Origin of the sequence: Thiohalobacter thiocyanaticus (genome assembly GCF_003932505.1) — a bacterium.
In the GTDB taxonomy this organism is placed as follows: Bacteria; Pseudomonadota; Gammaproteobacteria; order Thiohalobacterales; family Thiohalobacteraceae; genus Thiohalobacter; species Thiohalobacter thiocyanaticus.
This window is the reverse complement of sequence record NZ_QZMU01000001.1, coordinates 412,982-428,465: the sequence shown is the minus strand read 5'-3', so window position 1 is coordinate 428,465 and position 15,484 is coordinate 412,982. Positions and strand designations below refer to the sequence as shown.

At 65.0% G+C, this 15,484-nt stretch carries 15 protein-coding genes and 2 pseudogenes; 9 read left to right on the top strand and 8 right to left on the bottom strand.

All coding sequences use genetic code 11. The features are described from left to right. Positions 1-118: 118 nt before the first annotated feature. The 4 genes from tgt to secF all read left to right on the top strand — a co-directional run bounded on the left by tgt (position 119) and on the right by secF (position 4,532). A complete protein-coding gene (tgt, locus tag D6C00_RS02065; protein WP_125180083.1) occupies positions 119-1,234 on the top strand; it encodes a tRNA guanosine(34) transglycosylase Tgt in 1,116 nt (371 codons plus the stop codon). A 75-nt stretch (positions 1,235-1,309) separates the two neighbouring features. Then, a complete protein-coding gene (gene yajC / locus D6C00_RS02060; RefSeq protein ID WP_125180082.1) occupies positions 1,310-1,654 on the top strand; it encodes a preprotein translocase subunit YajC in 345 nt (114 codons plus the stop codon). A gap of 70 nt (positions 1,655-1,724) precedes the next feature. Further along, positions 1,725-3,590 carry a protein translocase subunit SecD gene (gene secD / locus D6C00_RS02055; RefSeq protein ID WP_177433194.1) on the top strand — a complete coding sequence of 622 codons (1,866 nt, stop codon included), beginning with the start codon at positions 1,725-1,727 and terminating at the stop codon, positions 3,588-3,590. Between the two features lie 9 nt (positions 3,591-3,599). Then, positions 3,600-4,532, top strand: a complete 933-nt coding sequence (gene secF, locus D6C00_RS02050) for a protein translocase subunit SecF (protein ID WP_125180081.1) — start codon at positions 3,600-3,602, stop codon at positions 4,530-4,532. Between the two features lie 147 nt (positions 4,533-4,679). Here the strand turns inward: secF and D6C00_RS02045 are convergent, their stop codons facing one another. The 7 genes from D6C00_RS02045 to D6C00_RS02015 form a co-directional block, all read right to left on the bottom strand. After that, positions 4,680-5,294: a cation transporter gene (locus D6C00_RS02045; protein ID WP_125180080.1), complete on the bottom strand. Its 615-nt coding sequence runs from the start codon at positions 5,292-5,294 to the stop codon at positions 4,680-4,682. Between the two features lie 105 nt (positions 5,295-5,399). Continuing rightward, the gene (locus D6C00_RS02040; RefSeq protein ID WP_125180079.1) at positions 5,400-5,735 is read right to left on the bottom strand and encodes a hypothetical protein; all 336 of its coding nucleotides are present in this window, start codon (positions 5,733-5,735) and stop codon (positions 5,400-5,402) included. 165 nt (positions 5,736-5,900) lie between these two features. Then, on the bottom strand, positions 5,901-6,134 hold the full coding sequence (locus tag D6C00_RS02035; RefSeq protein WP_125180078.1) for a hypothetical protein: 234 nt from the start codon (positions 6,132-6,134) through the stop codon (positions 5,901-5,903). 313 nt (positions 6,135-6,447) lie between these two features. Continuing rightward, positions 6,448-7,248: an inositol-1-monophosphatase gene (gene suhB, locus D6C00_RS02030; RefSeq protein WP_125180077.1), complete on the bottom strand. Its 801-nt coding sequence runs from the start codon at positions 7,246-7,248 to the stop codon at positions 6,448-6,450. Positions 7,249-7,303: 55 nt separating this feature from the next. Further along, the gene (gene asd, locus D6C00_RS02025; RefSeq protein WP_125180076.1) at positions 7,304-8,188 is read right to left on the bottom strand and encodes an archaetidylserine decarboxylase; all 885 of its coding nucleotides are present in this window, start codon (positions 8,186-8,188) and stop codon (positions 7,304-7,306) included. Beyond that, a complete protein-coding gene (locus tag D6C00_RS02020) occupies positions 8,188-8,652 on the bottom strand; it encodes a copper chaperone PCu(A)C (protein ID WP_125180075.1) in 465 nt (154 codons plus the stop codon). The genes asd and D6C00_RS02020 overlap by 1 nt, the downstream gene beginning before the upstream one ends. Continuing rightward, the gene (locus D6C00_RS02015; protein ID WP_158675249.1) at positions 8,649-9,311 is read right to left on the bottom strand and encodes an SCO family protein; all 663 of its coding nucleotides are present in this window, start codon (positions 9,309-9,311) and stop codon (positions 8,649-8,651) included. The genes D6C00_RS02020 and D6C00_RS02015 overlap by 4 nt, the downstream gene beginning before the upstream one ends. A gap of 106 nt (positions 9,312-9,417) precedes the next feature. Between D6C00_RS02015 and prmB the strand changes: the two genes are divergently transcribed. Then, positions 9,418-10,347 carry a 50S ribosomal protein L3 N(5)-glutamine methyltransferase gene (gene prmB / locus D6C00_RS02010; protein ID WP_125180073.1) on the top strand — a complete coding sequence of 310 codons (930 nt, stop codon included), beginning with the start codon at positions 9,418-9,420 and terminating at the stop codon, positions 10,345-10,347. A gap of 294 nt (positions 10,348-10,641) precedes the next feature. After that, a complete protein-coding gene (gene hemN / locus D6C00_RS02005; protein ID WP_125180072.1) occupies positions 10,642-12,030 on the top strand; it encodes an oxygen-independent coproporphyrinogen III oxidase in 1,389 nt (462 codons plus the stop codon). 60 nt (positions 12,031-12,090) lie between these two features. Here the strand turns inward: hemN and D6C00_RS02000 are convergent, their stop codons facing one another. Further along, a complete protein-coding gene (locus D6C00_RS02000) occupies positions 12,091-12,291 on the bottom strand; it encodes a hypothetical protein (RefSeq protein ID WP_125180071.1) in 201 nt (66 codons plus the stop codon). Between the two features lie 193 nt (positions 12,292-12,484). On the opposite strand from D6C00_RS02000, the pseudogene aroC reads away from it, so the two are divergent. The 3 genes and pseudogenes from aroC (at position 12,485) to D6C00_RS01990 (ending at position 15,248) form a co-directional block, all read left to right on the top strand. After that, positions 12,485-13,586 (top strand): annotated as a pseudogene (gene aroC / locus D6C00_RS15570) (chorismate synthase). A 20-nt stretch (positions 13,587-13,606) separates the two neighbouring features. Further along, positions 13,607-13,954 (top strand): annotated as a pseudogene (locus D6C00_RS15690) (response regulator); the annotation flags it as partial. An 88-nt stretch (positions 13,955-14,042) separates the two neighbouring features. Further along, complete coding sequence (locus D6C00_RS01990) at positions 14,043-15,248, top strand: MFS transporter (protein ID WP_125180069.1); 1,206 nt, start codon at positions 14,043-14,045, stop codon at positions 15,246-15,248. Positions 15,249-15,484 lie beyond the last annotated feature (236 nt).

Genomic DNA, 15,484 nt, shown 5'->3' with positions numbered 1-15,484 from the left:
GATTGCCACGGCACTTCGTGTCTCGCAATGACGGATGAATCAGGAATCTTCTCTTCGTGCCTTCGTGCCTTCGTGCCCTTTGTGGTGAATATTTTCATGACCCGAATCAGGCAACCCGATGCAGTTTGAACTGATCGCAACCGACGGCCATGCCCGCCGCGGCCGGCTGAGCTTCGACCGTGGTACGGTGGAGACCCCGGCCTTCATGCCGGTGGGCACCTACGGTACGGTCAAGGCGATGACCCCGGAGGAAGTGCGCGACACCGGTGCCGGGATCATCCTCGGCAACACTTTTCACCTGATGCTGCGCCCGGGCACGGAGATCATCCGCAGCCACGGCGACCTGCACGATTTCATGCACTGGGACGGGCCGATCCTGACCGACTCGGGCGGCTTCCAGGTGTTCAGCCTGGGTGATATGCGCAGGATCACCGAGCAGGGCGTTCACTTCCAGTCGCCGGTCGACGGCAGCAGGGTGTTCCTGGGGCCCGAGGAATCCATGCGGGTGCAGCGCGAGCTGGGCGCCGACATCGTCATGATCTTCGATGAGTGCACGCCTTATCCGGCCGATGCGGACCAGGCACGGGCGTCGATGGAACTGTCCCTGCGCTGGGCCGAGCGTTCGCGCATTGCCCATGGTGACAACCCCGCGGCCCTGTTCGGCATCGTCCAGGGCGGCATGTACCCGGAACTGCGCGCGACCTCGCTCTCCGGGCTGGAGGCCATCGGGTTCGACGGCTATGCCATCGGCGGCCTGTCGGTGGGTGAGACCGAGGCCGAGCGCATCCGCATCCTGGACGCGCTGGCTCCGATCCTGCCAGGCGAGCGGCCACGTTACCTGATGGGGGTGGGCCGGCCGGAGGACATCGTCGAGGCGGTCCGGCGCGGGGTGGACATGTTCGACTGCGTGCTGCCCACTCGCAACGCCCGCAACGGCTACCTGTTCACCCACCGCGGCACGGTCAAGATCCGCAACAGCGCCAGCCGCCGCGACACCGGCCCGCTGGACCCGGACTGCGACTGCTACACCTGCCGCAACTACAGCCGCGCCTACCTGCACCATCTGGACCGGTGCAACGAGATCCTCGGCAGCCGCCTGAACACCATTCATAATCTGTATTATTATCAGACACTCATGCGCGGCCTGCGGGCGGCCGTCGCGGCCGGCGGGCTGGAGGCCTTCGTGGCCGATTTCTACGCCAGGCGCGACCAGGCCCCGCCATCTGTGGCATAATGCGCGCGGCCTTTATCACCCTCGGCCCCCCGCGGGGGTCAATTGCCGATTCACAACCGCAATAGGGATTTACAGATGGAAACTCTGCTCGATTTCTTCATCAGCCCGGCCTGGGCCCAGGATGCTCCGGCCGCGGGCCAGCCCGACCCCCTGATGAGCTTTCTGCCGCTTATCCTGATCTTCGTCGTGTTCTGGTTCCTGCTCATCCGTCCGCAGCAGAAGAAGGTCAAGGAGCACAAGGCCATGGTCGAGGCCCTGGGCAAGGGCGACGAAGTGGTCACCAACGGCGGCGTGCTGGGCAAGATCACCGAGGTGGGCGACAACTTCGTCACTGTGAAGATCGCCGACAATGTCGAGATCAAGATCCAGCGCCACGCCGTGGCCTCACTGATGCCCAAGGGCACCTTCAAGGACGCCTGAGCCCGGCCGTGCAGCGGCTGGAAACACCAATAATATAACTGCGTCGCAGTCCCGAGGATGGTCCCGTTCCATGATTAACCGCTATCCGTTCTGGAAGTATCTGCTGATACTGGTCATCGTTCTGGTGGGTGTGATCTACGCCCTGCCCAATCTCTATGGCGAGGACCCCGCCATCCAGGTTTCCGCCAGCCGGGGCGAGCAGGTGGACGCGGCCATCGCCGACCAGGTGCGCACCACGCTGAAAACCGAGGGGATCGAGCCCAAGGCCGTCGAACTGCAGGACGAGCGGTTGCTGGTGCGTTTCAATCGCACCGAGGAGCAGCTCGAAGGGGCCGATCTGGTGCAGGCGGCGCTGGGCGGCGATTTCGTGGTGGCGCTCAATCTGGCCAGTGCCGAACCCGACTGGCTGACGGCGCTGAACGCCAAACCCATGTACCTGGGCCTGGATCTGCGCGGCGGCGTGCACTTCCTGCTGGAAGTGGACATGGAGGCCGCCGTCGCCCAGGCCGAGCAGCGTTACGTGGACGACTTCCGCGGCTACCTGCGCCAGCTCGACGATCCCATCCGCTACATCACCATCGGCCGCAAGGACGGGGCCATCGTCGCCCAGTTCCGCTCGCCCGAGGATCAGCAGGCGGCGCTGAAGGCACTCGAGGACGAGTTCGGCGATCTGGAATTCAACGCCGAGGCGAGTGGCGACAATCACCATGTGGTCGCCCGCATCCCCGAGGCGGAACTGCGCCAGATCCGCAACTTCGCCCTGCAGCAGAACATCACCACCCTGCGCAACCGTGTCAACGAGCTGGGCGTGGCCGAACCGGTCATCCAGCAGCAGGGCGACCGGCGCATCGTGGTGCAGCTTCCGGGCGTGCAGGACACGGCGCGGGCCAAGGAGATCCTGGGTGCGACCGCCACCCTGGAATTCCGGCTGGTGGATGAGAAGAACGATCCCTACGAAGCCGCCGAAACCGGCCGCGCGCCCATCGGCACCGAGCTGCATCAGACCCGCGACGGCCAGCCGGTGCTGCTGGAGCGACGGGTGATCGTCACCGGCGACCGCATCACCAACGCCTCCTCCGGCTTCGATCAGGACACCGGAGGCTCGGCCGTGTTCATCAACCTGGACGGCGCCGGCGCCAGCCAGATGCAGGACGCAACCCGGGACAACATCGGCCGGCCGATGGCGGTGCTGTTCATCGAGAACAAGGTCGAGACCCGCGAGATCGACGGTGAACTGGTCAAGGAAAAGCGCACCATCAAGGAAGTGATCAACATCGCGACCATCCGCGACCAGCTCAGCCGGCGCTTCCAGATCACCGGCCTGGACAGCACCAACGAGGCCCGCGACCTGGCCCTGCTGCTGCGTGCCGGCGCCCTGGCCGCGCCCATCGAGATCATCGAGGAACGCACGGTCGGTCCCAGCATGGGCCGCGAGAACGTCGAGCAGGGCCAGCTGTCGGTGCTCATCGGCTTCATCGGCGTGCTGATCTTCATGGCGATCTACTACAAGGCCTTCGGCCTGGTGGCCAACCTGGCGCTCACCATGAATCTGGTGCTGATCGTCGCCGTGCTGTCCATGCTGCAGGCCACCCTGACCCTGCCGGGTATTGCCGGCATCGTGCTCACCGTGGGCATGGCGGTGGACGCCAATGTGCTCATCTTCGAGCGCATCCGCGAGGAGATCCGCAACGGCAACAGCCCGCAGGCCAGCATCCACTCCGGTTACGAGAAGGCCTTCTCCACCATCGCCGACGCCAACATCACCACCCTGATCGCGGCCATCGTGCTGTTCAGCTTCGGCACCGGCCCGGTCAAGGGCTTCGCCGTGACCCTGTCCATCGGCATCGTGACTTCCATGTTCACGGCCATCATGGGCACCCGGGCGCTGGTCAACCTGGTCTACGGCGGCCGCCGGCTGCAGAAACTCTCCATATAAGGCATTGCCATGCGACTGTTGAGCGGACAGACAAACATTGACTTCATGGGCAAGCGCAAGCTGGCCTTCGCCTTCTCGCTGCTGCTGATCCTGGTTGCCATCGGTTCGCTGGCCACCCGCGGGCTGAATTTCGGCATCGACTTCACCGGCGGCACCCTGATCGAGGTCGGTTATCCTCAGCCCCAGGAACTGGAGTCGATCCGTACCGCGCTGCAGGACGACGGATTCGAGGCCGCCCAGGTGCAGTACTTCGGCTCCTCGCGCGAGGTGCTGATCCGGCTCGCCCCGCGGGCCGAGAGTCAGGCCGAGCTGAGCAGCCGGCTGCTGACGCTGCTGCGCGAGCACAATGCGGGAGTGGAGATGCGCCGGGTGGAATTCGTCGGCGCCCAGGTCGGCGAGGAGCTGACCGAAAAGGGTGGGCTGGCCATGCTCTATGCCCTGATCGGCATCCTGGTCTATGTCACCCTGCGCTTCGAGTACCGCCTCTCGGTGGGCGCGGTGGCCGCATTGATCCATGACGTGACCATCACCCTCGGCTTGTTCTCGGTCACGCAGATGGAATTCGATCTGACCGTACTGGCCGCGCTGCTGGCCATTATCGGCTACTCGCTCAACGACACCATCGTGGTGTTCGACCGCATCCGCGAGAATTTCCGCAAGATCCGCAAGCAGAGCCCGGCCGGGGTGATGAACGCCTCCATCAACCAGACCCTGTCGCGCACCCTGATGACCTCCCTGACCACCCTGCTGGTGGTGGTCGCCCTGTTCGTGCTGGGCGGTGAGGTGATTCACTCCTTCGCCTTCGCCCTGCTGGTGGGCATCCTGGTCGGAACCTATTCCTCCATCTATGTCGCCAGCAATGTCGCCCTGCAGCTCGGGGTGAGCAAGCAGGACCTGATGCCGGTCAAGAAGGAAGGCCCCCAGGTTGACGACCAGCCGTAGGGCCTTGTGTTATAAAAAAGCATACAAGATAGCCACGGAATACACGGAAAGCACGGACAAAAAATTTTTTGTTTTCCGGCGCTGCGCGTAGCGCGTGCGCCGGCAAGCAATCGTCCGTGTTTTCCGTGTATTCCGTGGCTATTTTTTTCAGGCCGCGACGTGCAGTTCCCGCCTGGCCGAGGCGATCACACCGAAGCCCGAACGCAGCAGAAAGATCACCAGCACCAGCGCCACCAGGGTGTCCGGCCAGCCCGAGCCGGTCAGCCAGACCCCGCCCGCGGCGGCGAATACCGACAGGTTGGATACAATGTCGTTGCGCGAGCATTCCCACACCGAACTCATGTTCACGTCCTCGTGACGGTGCCGCCAGAGCAGATACAGGCACAGGCTGTTGGCCGCGAGTGCCAGCAGGCTGAAGATGCCCATGACCTCGAACAGGGGCAGACTTGGGACGAATGCGCGATAGATGACCTGGGCCAGAACCACGCCGGCCGCGAGCACGATCAGCCAGCCCTTGAACAGAGCCACTCGCGCCTTGGCCATCGCCCCGCGGCTGACGGCATACAGGCTCAGCCCGTAGGTGAGGGCATCACCCAGGTTGTCCAGACTGTCGGCCAGCAGCGCTGATGAGCCGCCATACAGGGCGGCGCCCGCAATCACCAGGAACAGGGTAGCATTGATGCCGAGCACGATCCGCAGCGTGCGGCGCTGCCGTGTCTGTCGGGCATCCAGGGAACAATCGTTGTCGCAGCAGCCACTCATCGTGCGGGACGGTCAGGGAAGCGGCAGGCGCGCCTGCCAGCCATCGCCGCAGGCTGACAGAAGAGCGGGGCTGTTGCAATCCGTCCCCGGGACGAAGCCGGCGACTCAGCGCGCCTTGCGTACTTCGTCCATGGGGTCGTGCTCGTCCAGACTGGGCAGTATCCTGCTGCACAGGGTGCTGCTGCGATTCTGGCACTTGTCGTCGTCGGCACCGCGGATGGTCAGCGCGGCCCAGACCGAGGCCAGTGTCCACAGACCCAGTCCGAGCAGGGCGGTCTGGCCGCCGGTGCCCTCGGCCGGGCCGCCCCAGATCAGGCCGTAGAGGATGCCGACGATACCGGCCAGCCAGAACACCCCGATGGGGGCGGCACAGCAGCCGGCGCAGCCGTAGCGGCAGGCGGCAAAGGGTGGGGTGAGCAGCACCAGCAGAGTCTTCTTCATTGTGTCCCCTCGCGTTGCGTGGATTTATTGTGTCGTTTCGCGACCGTGCCGCGGAAACTGCATCCACTTGCAACCTGTATAACACAAAAACCCCGCATGCGAAACGGGATTACAAATCAAGAGGTTATCGTAACGAGAAGGACGGCCCGGGTGCTTTGCGGTGGGTCAGGCGGTGCGGCGAAAGGGCAGAACGCGGGCCGGGGCCGCCTGCGGGGCCGGCGCGGGGATGTCAGTCACGGGCTGCCCGGGCGGCTCGATGGACAGGATTTCCATGCCGCAGTCGGCGAACGCCAGCGCCTCGGTACTGTAGATCTCCTCCATGCCGGCCAGCATGTCGCGCAGGGTCAGTTCCAGTTCCAGGCCGTCGGGATCGGTATGGTAGCGGGGTGAGACTTTCATCGCGGGCGGTTTCCGTTGTCTGCGGGGCTTGTCCCTCAGATCGGCCCGGGCGGGCGGAACTTGAATGTTTCAAGAGCGCCACGGAATACACGGAAAGCACGGACATTATTGTGTCCAAGGCTGAACCCTCTTAAATGCTTTTTCGTCATTCCGGCGAAGGCCGGAATCCAGAAACCGCCGTGGTCAATGGATTCCGGCCTTCGCCGGAATGACGGGCATCAAGTCAGGCGGAGCCGCTATTTGCTTCTGCCATAATATTTTTCCGTGCTTTCCGTGTATTCCGTGGCGCTCTTAAGCTCTTGTGCTCCCGGCCTCAGCCCATCTCCGGGGTCAGGTGGGGCCGGAGCTTCTTGACGATGGCGGCGAAGACCTTCGGATTGCCCGCGACCACATTACCGCTCTGCATGAATTTATGCCCGCCGGTGAAGTCGCCGACGATGCCGCCGGCTTCCTGGATCAGCAGCACGCCGGCGGCCATGTCCCAGGGGTTGAGCTTCAGCTCCCAGAAACCGTCCAGGCGTCCGGCGGCGACATAGGCCAGATCCAGCGCGGCCGAACCGGGACGGCGGATACCGGAGGTCTCCAGCAGCAGGTCGCGGAACATGCCCAGATAGGCCTCCAGGTGTTCGTGGGTCTTGAACGGGAAACCCGTGCCGAGCAGGGCGCCTTCCAGGCCCTTGCGCTGGGCCACGCGCAGGCGGCGGTTGTTGAGCTGCGCACCGTTGCCGCGGCTGGCGGTGAACAGCTCCTGGCGCAGAGGGTCGTAGACCACGCCCTGTTCCAGCCGGCCCTTGTGGGACAGGGCGATGGATACCGAAAACTGGGGAAAGCCGTGCAGGAAATTGGTGGTGCCGTCCAGCGGGTCGATGATCCACTGGTACTCATCGCTGCTGCCGGCCTGGATGCCGGACTCCTCGGCCAGGATGCCGTGGTCGGGATAGGCCTTGCGCAGGATGCGGATGATGGCGTCCTCGGCCCTGCGGTCGACCTCGGAGACATAGTCGTTGCGTTCCTTGCTGGCGACGTTGAGCTCATCCAGCCGATCGACGTAGCGAACAATAATGTCACCGGCGGCGCGCGCGGCGCGCGTCGCGATGTTGAGCATGGGATGCATAACGGCCGGGCCTGTTGCGTGCGGTTTCGATGTGGCGGCACAGGATACCAGATTTTTACCGCAACTGCCCGAGCGCCTCGCCCATGCGCAGGTGGCGGCCGGGCGGCAGCTCGGCGGTCCAGTCGATGCGCCCGGGCGGGAACAGCAGGATGACGGTCGAGCCCATGTTGAAGCGGCCCATCTCGGCCCCACGCGCCAGCTGCACCGGCGGGCTGTCGGGAGCGGGCTCGACCCGTATGCGATGGCCGTGCGGCGGGGTGACCACGCCGGCCCAGACGGTCTCGATGCAGGCCACGAACAGGGCGCCCACCAGGATCATGGCCATGGGCCCGGCCGGGGTGTCGAACAGGCAGACCAGGCGTTCGTTGCGGGCGAACAGGCGCGGCACGCTGCGCACCGTGTAGGGGGCGACGCTGAACAGCCGGCCCGGGACATAGATGGTCTTCTCCAGCCGGCCCGCCAGCGGCATGTGGATGCGGTGATAGTCGCGCGGCGACAGGTACAGGGTGGCGAAGTCGCCGTCGGCGAAGGTCCGGGCCAGTTCGACATCGCCGCCCAGCAGGGTCTCCAGGGTGAAGCGCCGGCCCTTGGCCTGCAGCAGCCGGTTGACCTCGATGTGTCCGGCCTGGCTGACGGTGCCGTCGACCGGCGAGACCAGGGTGGATTCACTGCCCGCCAGCGGCCGGGCGTCGGGACGCAGGGCCCGGGTGAAGAAGGCGTTGAAGCTGGGGTAGGCGTGCGGGTCGGGCTGGACCGCGTCACGGATGTCGATGCGGAAGTGATACCGCATGCGGTCGATGATCAGGTTCTTCACCCAGGGCGTGCGTACCCGCGTCAGACGCAGCATCAGCCGTGAGAGGGCGTGATGCGGCAGCAGATACTGGGGCAGTGCGCGCAGGTGGTCCCAGGCGCCGGCCCGGCGGTCGATGTTCCCGGCCATCAGTGGTGGTGGTGATGCGAGTGGCCGGCATCACCGTCCGTGGGCAGACGGACCGGGACACTGACCTGCAGGCGGTTGCCGGCGGCATCCTGCAGGGTCAGTTCCACCTTGTCGCCGGGCTGCAGGGGCGCGGCCGGGTTGAACAGCATCAGGTGATAGCCGCCCGGTGCCAGTTCGAGGCTGCCGTGAGCGGGTATGCGCAGCGCGTCCTGCGGAATCATGCGTGCCATGCCGTCCTCGACCCGGCTCAGGTGCAGCTCCACCCGCTCGAAGGCAGGGCTGGTCACCCGCACGATCTCACGGTCACTGGCGCCGGGGTTGTGCAGGGTCATGTAACCCGCCATGACCCGGGCGGTGGGCGGCCCGGCACGGACCCAGGGATCCTCCACCTGCAGGTCTGCGGCCAGGGCCGGGCCCGGCCCCAGCAGGCACAGCAGAAACAGGGATTGCAGCAGCGGCCTCATGAGCTTTCCTTGAAATGTCGGGCCAGCTCGCGGTAGTCGGCGGCCATGGTGTCGGGGTCATGCGGCGGGGTGAAAATGGCTTCCAGCCGTCCGTCGGGGTTCAGCAGCAGAATCGAGGCCGTGTGATCGACCAGGTAGTTGTCCGGATTGTCGGGGTTGGGCACCTTCATGGCCAGGCTGCTGAGCTGGCCGCTGAGCTGGTCGAGCTGGTCCTGGCTGCCGGTCACGCCGATGAAGTCCGGATTGAAGTAGGGCACGAAGCGGGCGAGCTGTTCGGGGGTGTCACGCTCGGGATCCACGCTGACGAATACCACCTGCGGCAGCATCACATCCGGCCCGTTGTCGGCAACGGCCGCCACGGTGCGCTTCAGATCCAGCATGGCGGTGGGGCAGACGTCCGGACAATGGGTATAGCCGAAGAAGACAAAGCTCCACTGGTCCCGGAAGCGGCCCAGGGTGAAGGGCTGCTCGTGATGATCGACCAGTTCGAAGTCGGTGATCGGCCGTGGCTGGGGCAGGCGCGTGACCTGGTCGCTGAGGCGGGGCGGGGCCGGCTGGTCGAACTGCTGCCAGCCCAGGTACAGGCCGCCGGCGAACAGCGCCAGCAGCAGCAGCCAGGTCAGCGGATGGCGATGCAGTGCGGGAGTCGAATCGGACATAGCAGGATTATCCCACAGCAATCCGAAAAGGGGAAAGCCAGCGATGAGAAATGGCCGCCGGCATACGGTATCATCGCCGCTCCGGATACTGGCAACGAGGCAAGGCATGGAAAACGCCGAATCCATCATCACCACCCTGACCCGGGTGCGCGACTATATCCGCTGGGCGGCCAGCCGCTTTGCAGAGCATGAGCTGTGCTTCGGTCATGGCACCGACAATGCCCTTGACGAGGCCGCCTACCTGGTGCTCAACGTCCTGCGCCTGCCGCCGGATCTGCCGCCGGAATATCTGGACGCGGTGCTGGCCGAGGACGAGCGCCGCCGGGTGCTGGAACTGCTGCGTAAGCGCTACCTGGAGCGTATCCCGGTGCCCTACCTGGTGGAGGAGGCCTGGTTCGCCGGGCTGTCCTTCCATGTCGACGAGCGGGTACTGATCCCGCGCTCACCCATTGCCGAGCTGATCGAGACCGGCTTCGAGCCCTGGATCCCGGCCGAGTCGGTCGGCCGGGTGCTGGATCTGTGCACCGGCAGCGGCTGCATTGCCATCGCCAGCGCCTTCTATCTCGAGCAGGTGCAGGTCGATGCCGCGGACCTGTCGAGTGAAGCCCTCGAGGTGGCGCGCATCAATGTCGGGCGTCATCACCTGCAGGATCGGGTGCGGGTGATCCAGTCCGACCTGTTTTCGGCCCTGGAGGGTGAGGTCTACGATGTCATCGTCAGCAATCCCCCCTACGTGGATGCCGAGGAAATGGCCGGCCTGCCGCTGGAGTACCGCCACGAACCGCCCCTTGGTCTGAGCGGCGGTGAGACCGGCCTGGATCTGGTGTTCCGGATTCTGAGCGGAGCGCGCCGACACCTGGCCGAGCAGGGCATCCTGATCGTGGAGGTCGGCAACAGCGAGCCGGCATTGATCGAGGCCCTGCCGCAGGTGCCCTTCACCTGGCTGGAGTTCGAGCGCGGCGGGCAGGGCGTGTTCCTGCTCGACGCCGCCCAGCTGGAGGCCCATCAGGCGGACTTCGACGCGTTGGTCTCCTGATCTTCGGCGCTGGGAACGCAGAGGACGCAGAGGCGCGGAGACGCAGAGAAAAATGAATAATGAATCAAGGAAACTCTGATTAATCCGTCATGCCGGCGAAAGCCGGCATCCATGTGTCTGATTCCTCTGGATCCCGGCCTTCGCCGGGATGACGAAAAAAACTAATCAGAGTTTTCTTGAAAACCTCTGCGTCTCCGCGCCTTTGCGTCCTCTGCGTTATTGCCGCCAGCGTTAGGTGCCCCCATTTGACCAAGGTCATCCCACGTCCCGGAGAATTTCGCTACACTCCCCGCCATGGAACAGACACTCGAATTCGACCGCGAACTGATCCGCCGCTACGACACCAGTGGGCCGCGTTATACCTCCTACCCGACGGCGGTGCAGTTCACCGAGGCCTTCACCGAGGCCGACTACAGACGCTGGGCCGCGGCGACCAATGCCGAGCGGCCGAAGCCGCCGCTGTCGCTGTATTTTCACATCCCCTTCTGCGACACGGTGTGTTTCTACTGCGCCTGCAACAAGATCATCACCAAAAACCGCAAGCACGCCGTGCCCTATCTGGAACACCTGTTCAAGGAGATCGCGCTGCAGGGCGCGCTGTTCGATGCCGACCGCCCGGTGCAGCAGCTGCACTGGGGCGGGGGTACGCCGACCTTCATCAGCCACGAGCAGATGCGGGATCTTATGCGCGCCACCGGCGAGCACTTCCGGCTGCTGAACGACGACAGCGGCGAGTACTCCATCGAGATCGACCCGCGCGAGGCCGACGCCGAGACCATCGGCGTGCTGCGCGAGCTGGGCTTCAACCGCATCAGCCTGGGGGTGCAGGACTTTGACCCGCAGGTCCAGAAGGCGGTCAACCGCATTCAGAGCGAGGAAGAGACCCGCACCGTGCTCGAGGCCGCCCGCGCCGAGGGCTTCCGCTCCACCAGCGTGGACCTGATCTATGGCCTGCCGCATCAGAGCGTGGCCAGTTTCGCCGCCACCCTGGACAAGGTCATCGATATGGACCCGGCCCGGCTGTCGGTGTTCAACTACGCCCACCTGCCGGAGATGTTCAAGACCCAGCGCCAGATCAATACCGGGGATCTGCCTTCGTCCGAGGAGAAGCTCGCCATCCTCGGCCACACCATTGAGCGGCTGGGACAGGCGGGCTATGTCTTCATCGGCATGGACCACTTCGCCAGGCCCGATGACGAACTGGCCGTGGCCCAGCGCAACGGCACGCTATATCGGAACTTCCAGGGCTATTCCACCCATGCCGAGTGCGACCTGGTGGCCATGGGGGCGACCTCCATCAGCATGATCGGGGACAGCTACAGCCAGAACCTGAAGAACCTGGAGGAGTACGCCGCGCGCATCGATGCCGGTCACCTGCCGGTGTTCCGCGGGGTGGAGCTGGATAGCGACGACAAGCTGCGCCGGGCCGTGATCACCCAGTTGATCTGTCACTTCGAGCTGGAGTTCGCCGCGGTGGAGCGTGACCACGGCATCGAGTTCCGCGATTATTTCGCGGCGGAGCTGAATGGAATGGAGGATTTTGTCCGCGACGGCCTGATCGAACTGGATGCGGCCGGTATCCGGGTACTGCCGCGCGGCCGGCTGCTCATCCGCAACATCTGCATGCAGTTCGACCGCTACCTGCGCGAAAGTCGCGGCGGGCGCTATTCCAAGGTGATCTGAACCGTCCCGTCTCGATGGGTTGCGCTGCGCTTCACCCATCCTTCGGCCCGGCCTGCATTTTCAGTCCGCCAGCCGGTACACCACCCCCGCCGGCGACATCACCTCGCCCCGCCCCAGCTGGTCCAGCGGATAGCCGTCATCGACATAGCGGGCCAGGCGATCGAATACGAAATGCCCTTCCGGCGCATCGATCGATGCAAAGATGGGCTCACCCATGTAGCTGCCGATCCGCTCACCGTAGTGTGCATGCTTGTAGGTCACTGTGTGCCTCCCTGAAATCGGTGGGTCATCTTGTTTTTGTTGCATAGGGGCTATCGACCCGGTTGCGGGAGGCTTTAGGGGGCGAGTGAGGGCGAGGAACGCCGGAGCAGGATTTTACTCCTAACCCCCCCTCACTCCTCACTTATCACTCAAAACCCGAGACGTCGCCGGCACTTGCCGCTACAATAGCCCCATGTCCGGAAATACCATTGGCAAACTCTTCACCGTCACCACCTTCGGCGAGAGCCACGGCCCCGCGCTGGGTGCGATCGTGGACGGCTGCCCACCGGGGCTGGAGCTGTCCGAGACCGACCTGCAGCGTGACCTGGACCGGCGCAAGCCGGGCACCTCGCGCCACACCACCCAGCGCCGCGAGGCCGATGCGGTGCGCATCCTCTCCGGGGTGTTCGAGGGCCGGACCACGGGCACGCCCATCGGCCTGCTGATCGAGAACACCGATCAGCGTTCCAAGGACTACAGCAACATCATGGACCGCTTCCGCCCGGGCCATGCCGACTACACCTACCAGCAGAAATACGGCATCCGCGACTACCGCGGCGGCGGCCGCTCCTCGGCCCGCGAGACCGCGATGCGCGTGGCCGCCGGCGGCATCGCCAAGCGCTACCTGCGCAGCCGCTACGGTATCGAGATCCGCGGCTACCTGAGCCAGCTGGGAGAGAATGTCCCGGCCGCCTTCGACTGGGCAGCGGTGGATGACAATCCCTTCTTCTGGCCCGATGCCGCCATGGTGCCTGAGCTGGAGGCCTACATGGACGCCCTGCGCAAATCGGGCGACTCGGTCGGCGCGAAGGTGACGGTGGTGGCCTCCAATGTCCCGCCCGGGCTGGGCGAGCCGGTGTTCGACCGGCTGGATGCCGACATCGCGCATGCGCTCATGAGCATCAATGCCGTCAAGGGCGTGGAGATCGGGGCGGGTTTTGCCAGCGTGGCTCAGAAGGGCACCGAGCACCGCGACGAGATCACACCCGAGGGCTTTCTCGGCAACAATGCCGGCGGCGTGCTGGGCGGGATATCATCCGGCCAGGACGTCGTGGCCAGTATCGCGCTCAAGCCGACCTCCAGCCTGCGGCTGCCGGGCCGCTCGGTGAATGTGCACGGCGAGCCCATCGAGGTGGTCACCACCGGCCGCCACGATCCCTGTGTCGGCATCCGTGCCACCCCCATCGCTGAGGCCATGCTGGCCATTGTGCTCATGGACCATGCACTGCGCCACCCGGGGCCAGAACCAGGATGTGGTATCCGCCACGCCCCGCATTCCGGCCGGCAGCGACTGAAGGTCCCTGGCCGACTCGCAATGGATCCGGGCAGCCTGCAGCGCATCCTGTACGTGGAGGACGAGCCGGATATCCAGGCGGTCGTGCGACTGTCCCTGGAGCAGCTGGGCGGCTTTGAGGTCGAGCTCTGCAACAGCGGCGGCGAGGCGCTGGAGCGGGCCGCGGCCTGGCAGCCGGATCTGATCCTGCTCGACGTGATGCTGCCGGAAATGGACGGGCCCGAGACCCTGCGCCGGTTGCGCGAACAGCCCGCCACCCGCGACATCCCGGTGGTGTTCATGACCGCGCGGGTGCAGTCCCGCGAGCTGGAACAGTTCCGCAGCCTGGGTGTGCTCAGCCTGATTCCCAAACCCTTCGATCCCATGACGCTGGCCGACCAGATCCCGGGCCATCTGGAACGAGGCCGACGCCTGAAGCCCGGGCCCGCGGCCGCGGGCGCCGATCGATTTGGGTATAATGCCGGCCCATGCCCCAATCCCGAGAGCCTTTCCCCCAGTGAGCCCACGGACCGGACACTACTGGCAGCTGTCTTCCTTCTATCTGTTCTACTTCGCCTCGCTGGGGGCGCTGGTGCCCTACTGGGGGCTGTATCTCAAGTCGCTCGGTTTCAGCGCCACCGAGATCGGCGAGTTGATGGCCATCCTCATGGCCACCAAGCTGATCGCGCCCAATATCTGGGGCTGGATCGCCGACCACACCGGCCAGCGGGTGGGCATCATTCGTATGGCCTCGCTGCTGTCCATCCTGTGTTTCGCCGGCGTGTTCCTGGGCTCGTCCTATGTCTGGCTGGCGCTGGTCATGAGTGCCTTCAGCTTCTTCTGGAACGCTTCCCTGCCGCAGTTCGAGGCCGTGACCCTGTCGCATCTGGGGGCGGCCTCGCACCGCTACAGCAGGATCAGGCTGTGGGGTTCGGTCGGATTCATCATCAGCGTCGCCCTGTTGGGCAGGCTGCTCGACAGCCAGGGCACCGAGGTCATGCCGCTGGTGGTCATGGGCCTGTTCGTGGCGATCTGGCTGTCGAGTCTGGCCACGCGCGAGGCCGAGGGATCCGCGCAGACAGACCAGACCCCCCGCCTGCGCCAGATCCTCAGGCGCGGTGACGTGCTGGCCCTGCTGGCGATCTGCTTCCTGATGCAGGCCAGCCATGGGCCCTATTACACCTTTTTCACCCTGTACATGGAGGATCATGGCTACAGCCGTGGCCTGATCGGCCAGCTCTGGGCCCTGGGCGTGATCGCCGAGATCGGGGTGTTCCTGGTGATCCACCGCTGGCTGCCGCGCATCGGTGCCTGGCGGCTGCTGTTCATCGGACTGCAGCTGACTACCCTGCGGTGGTTGCTGATCGCCTTCTTCCCCGACCGGCTCGGCATCATCCTGTTCGCCCAGACCCTGCATGCCGCCAGTTTCGGCCTGTATCACGCCGTGGCCATTCACCTGGTGCACCAGTATTTCACCGGCCGCAGTCAGGGGCGGGGGCAGGCGCTGTACAGCAGTCTGAGCTTCGGCGCCGGCGGCGCGGTGGGCAGCCTGGCCGCGGGCTACCTGTGGGACGGCGTCAGCGCCCAGGCCACCTACATCGCCGCCGCCGGTGTGAGTCTGCTGGCGGTGCTGATCAGCTACGCGGTACTGCGCACGACCTGGCGGGAGGCGGACGTTACCTGATCTGCGTGGTTGTTATGGCCACGGATGAAAGACATCAAAACCGCAAAGGCGAATAAGGCGCGCGAAGGAATATTGTTTCAGCATCCTGGAGGTTGGGCTTCGCTGTGCTCAGCCCAACCTTCGGCTCAGGATACACAAACCGGGTCGCCTTGATACTTTGCGCTCCTTTGGCGCCTTTGCGGTTCAAGGCTTTTTTACTTCCGTGTTAATCCGTGGCTATAAGACCACATCAGCCA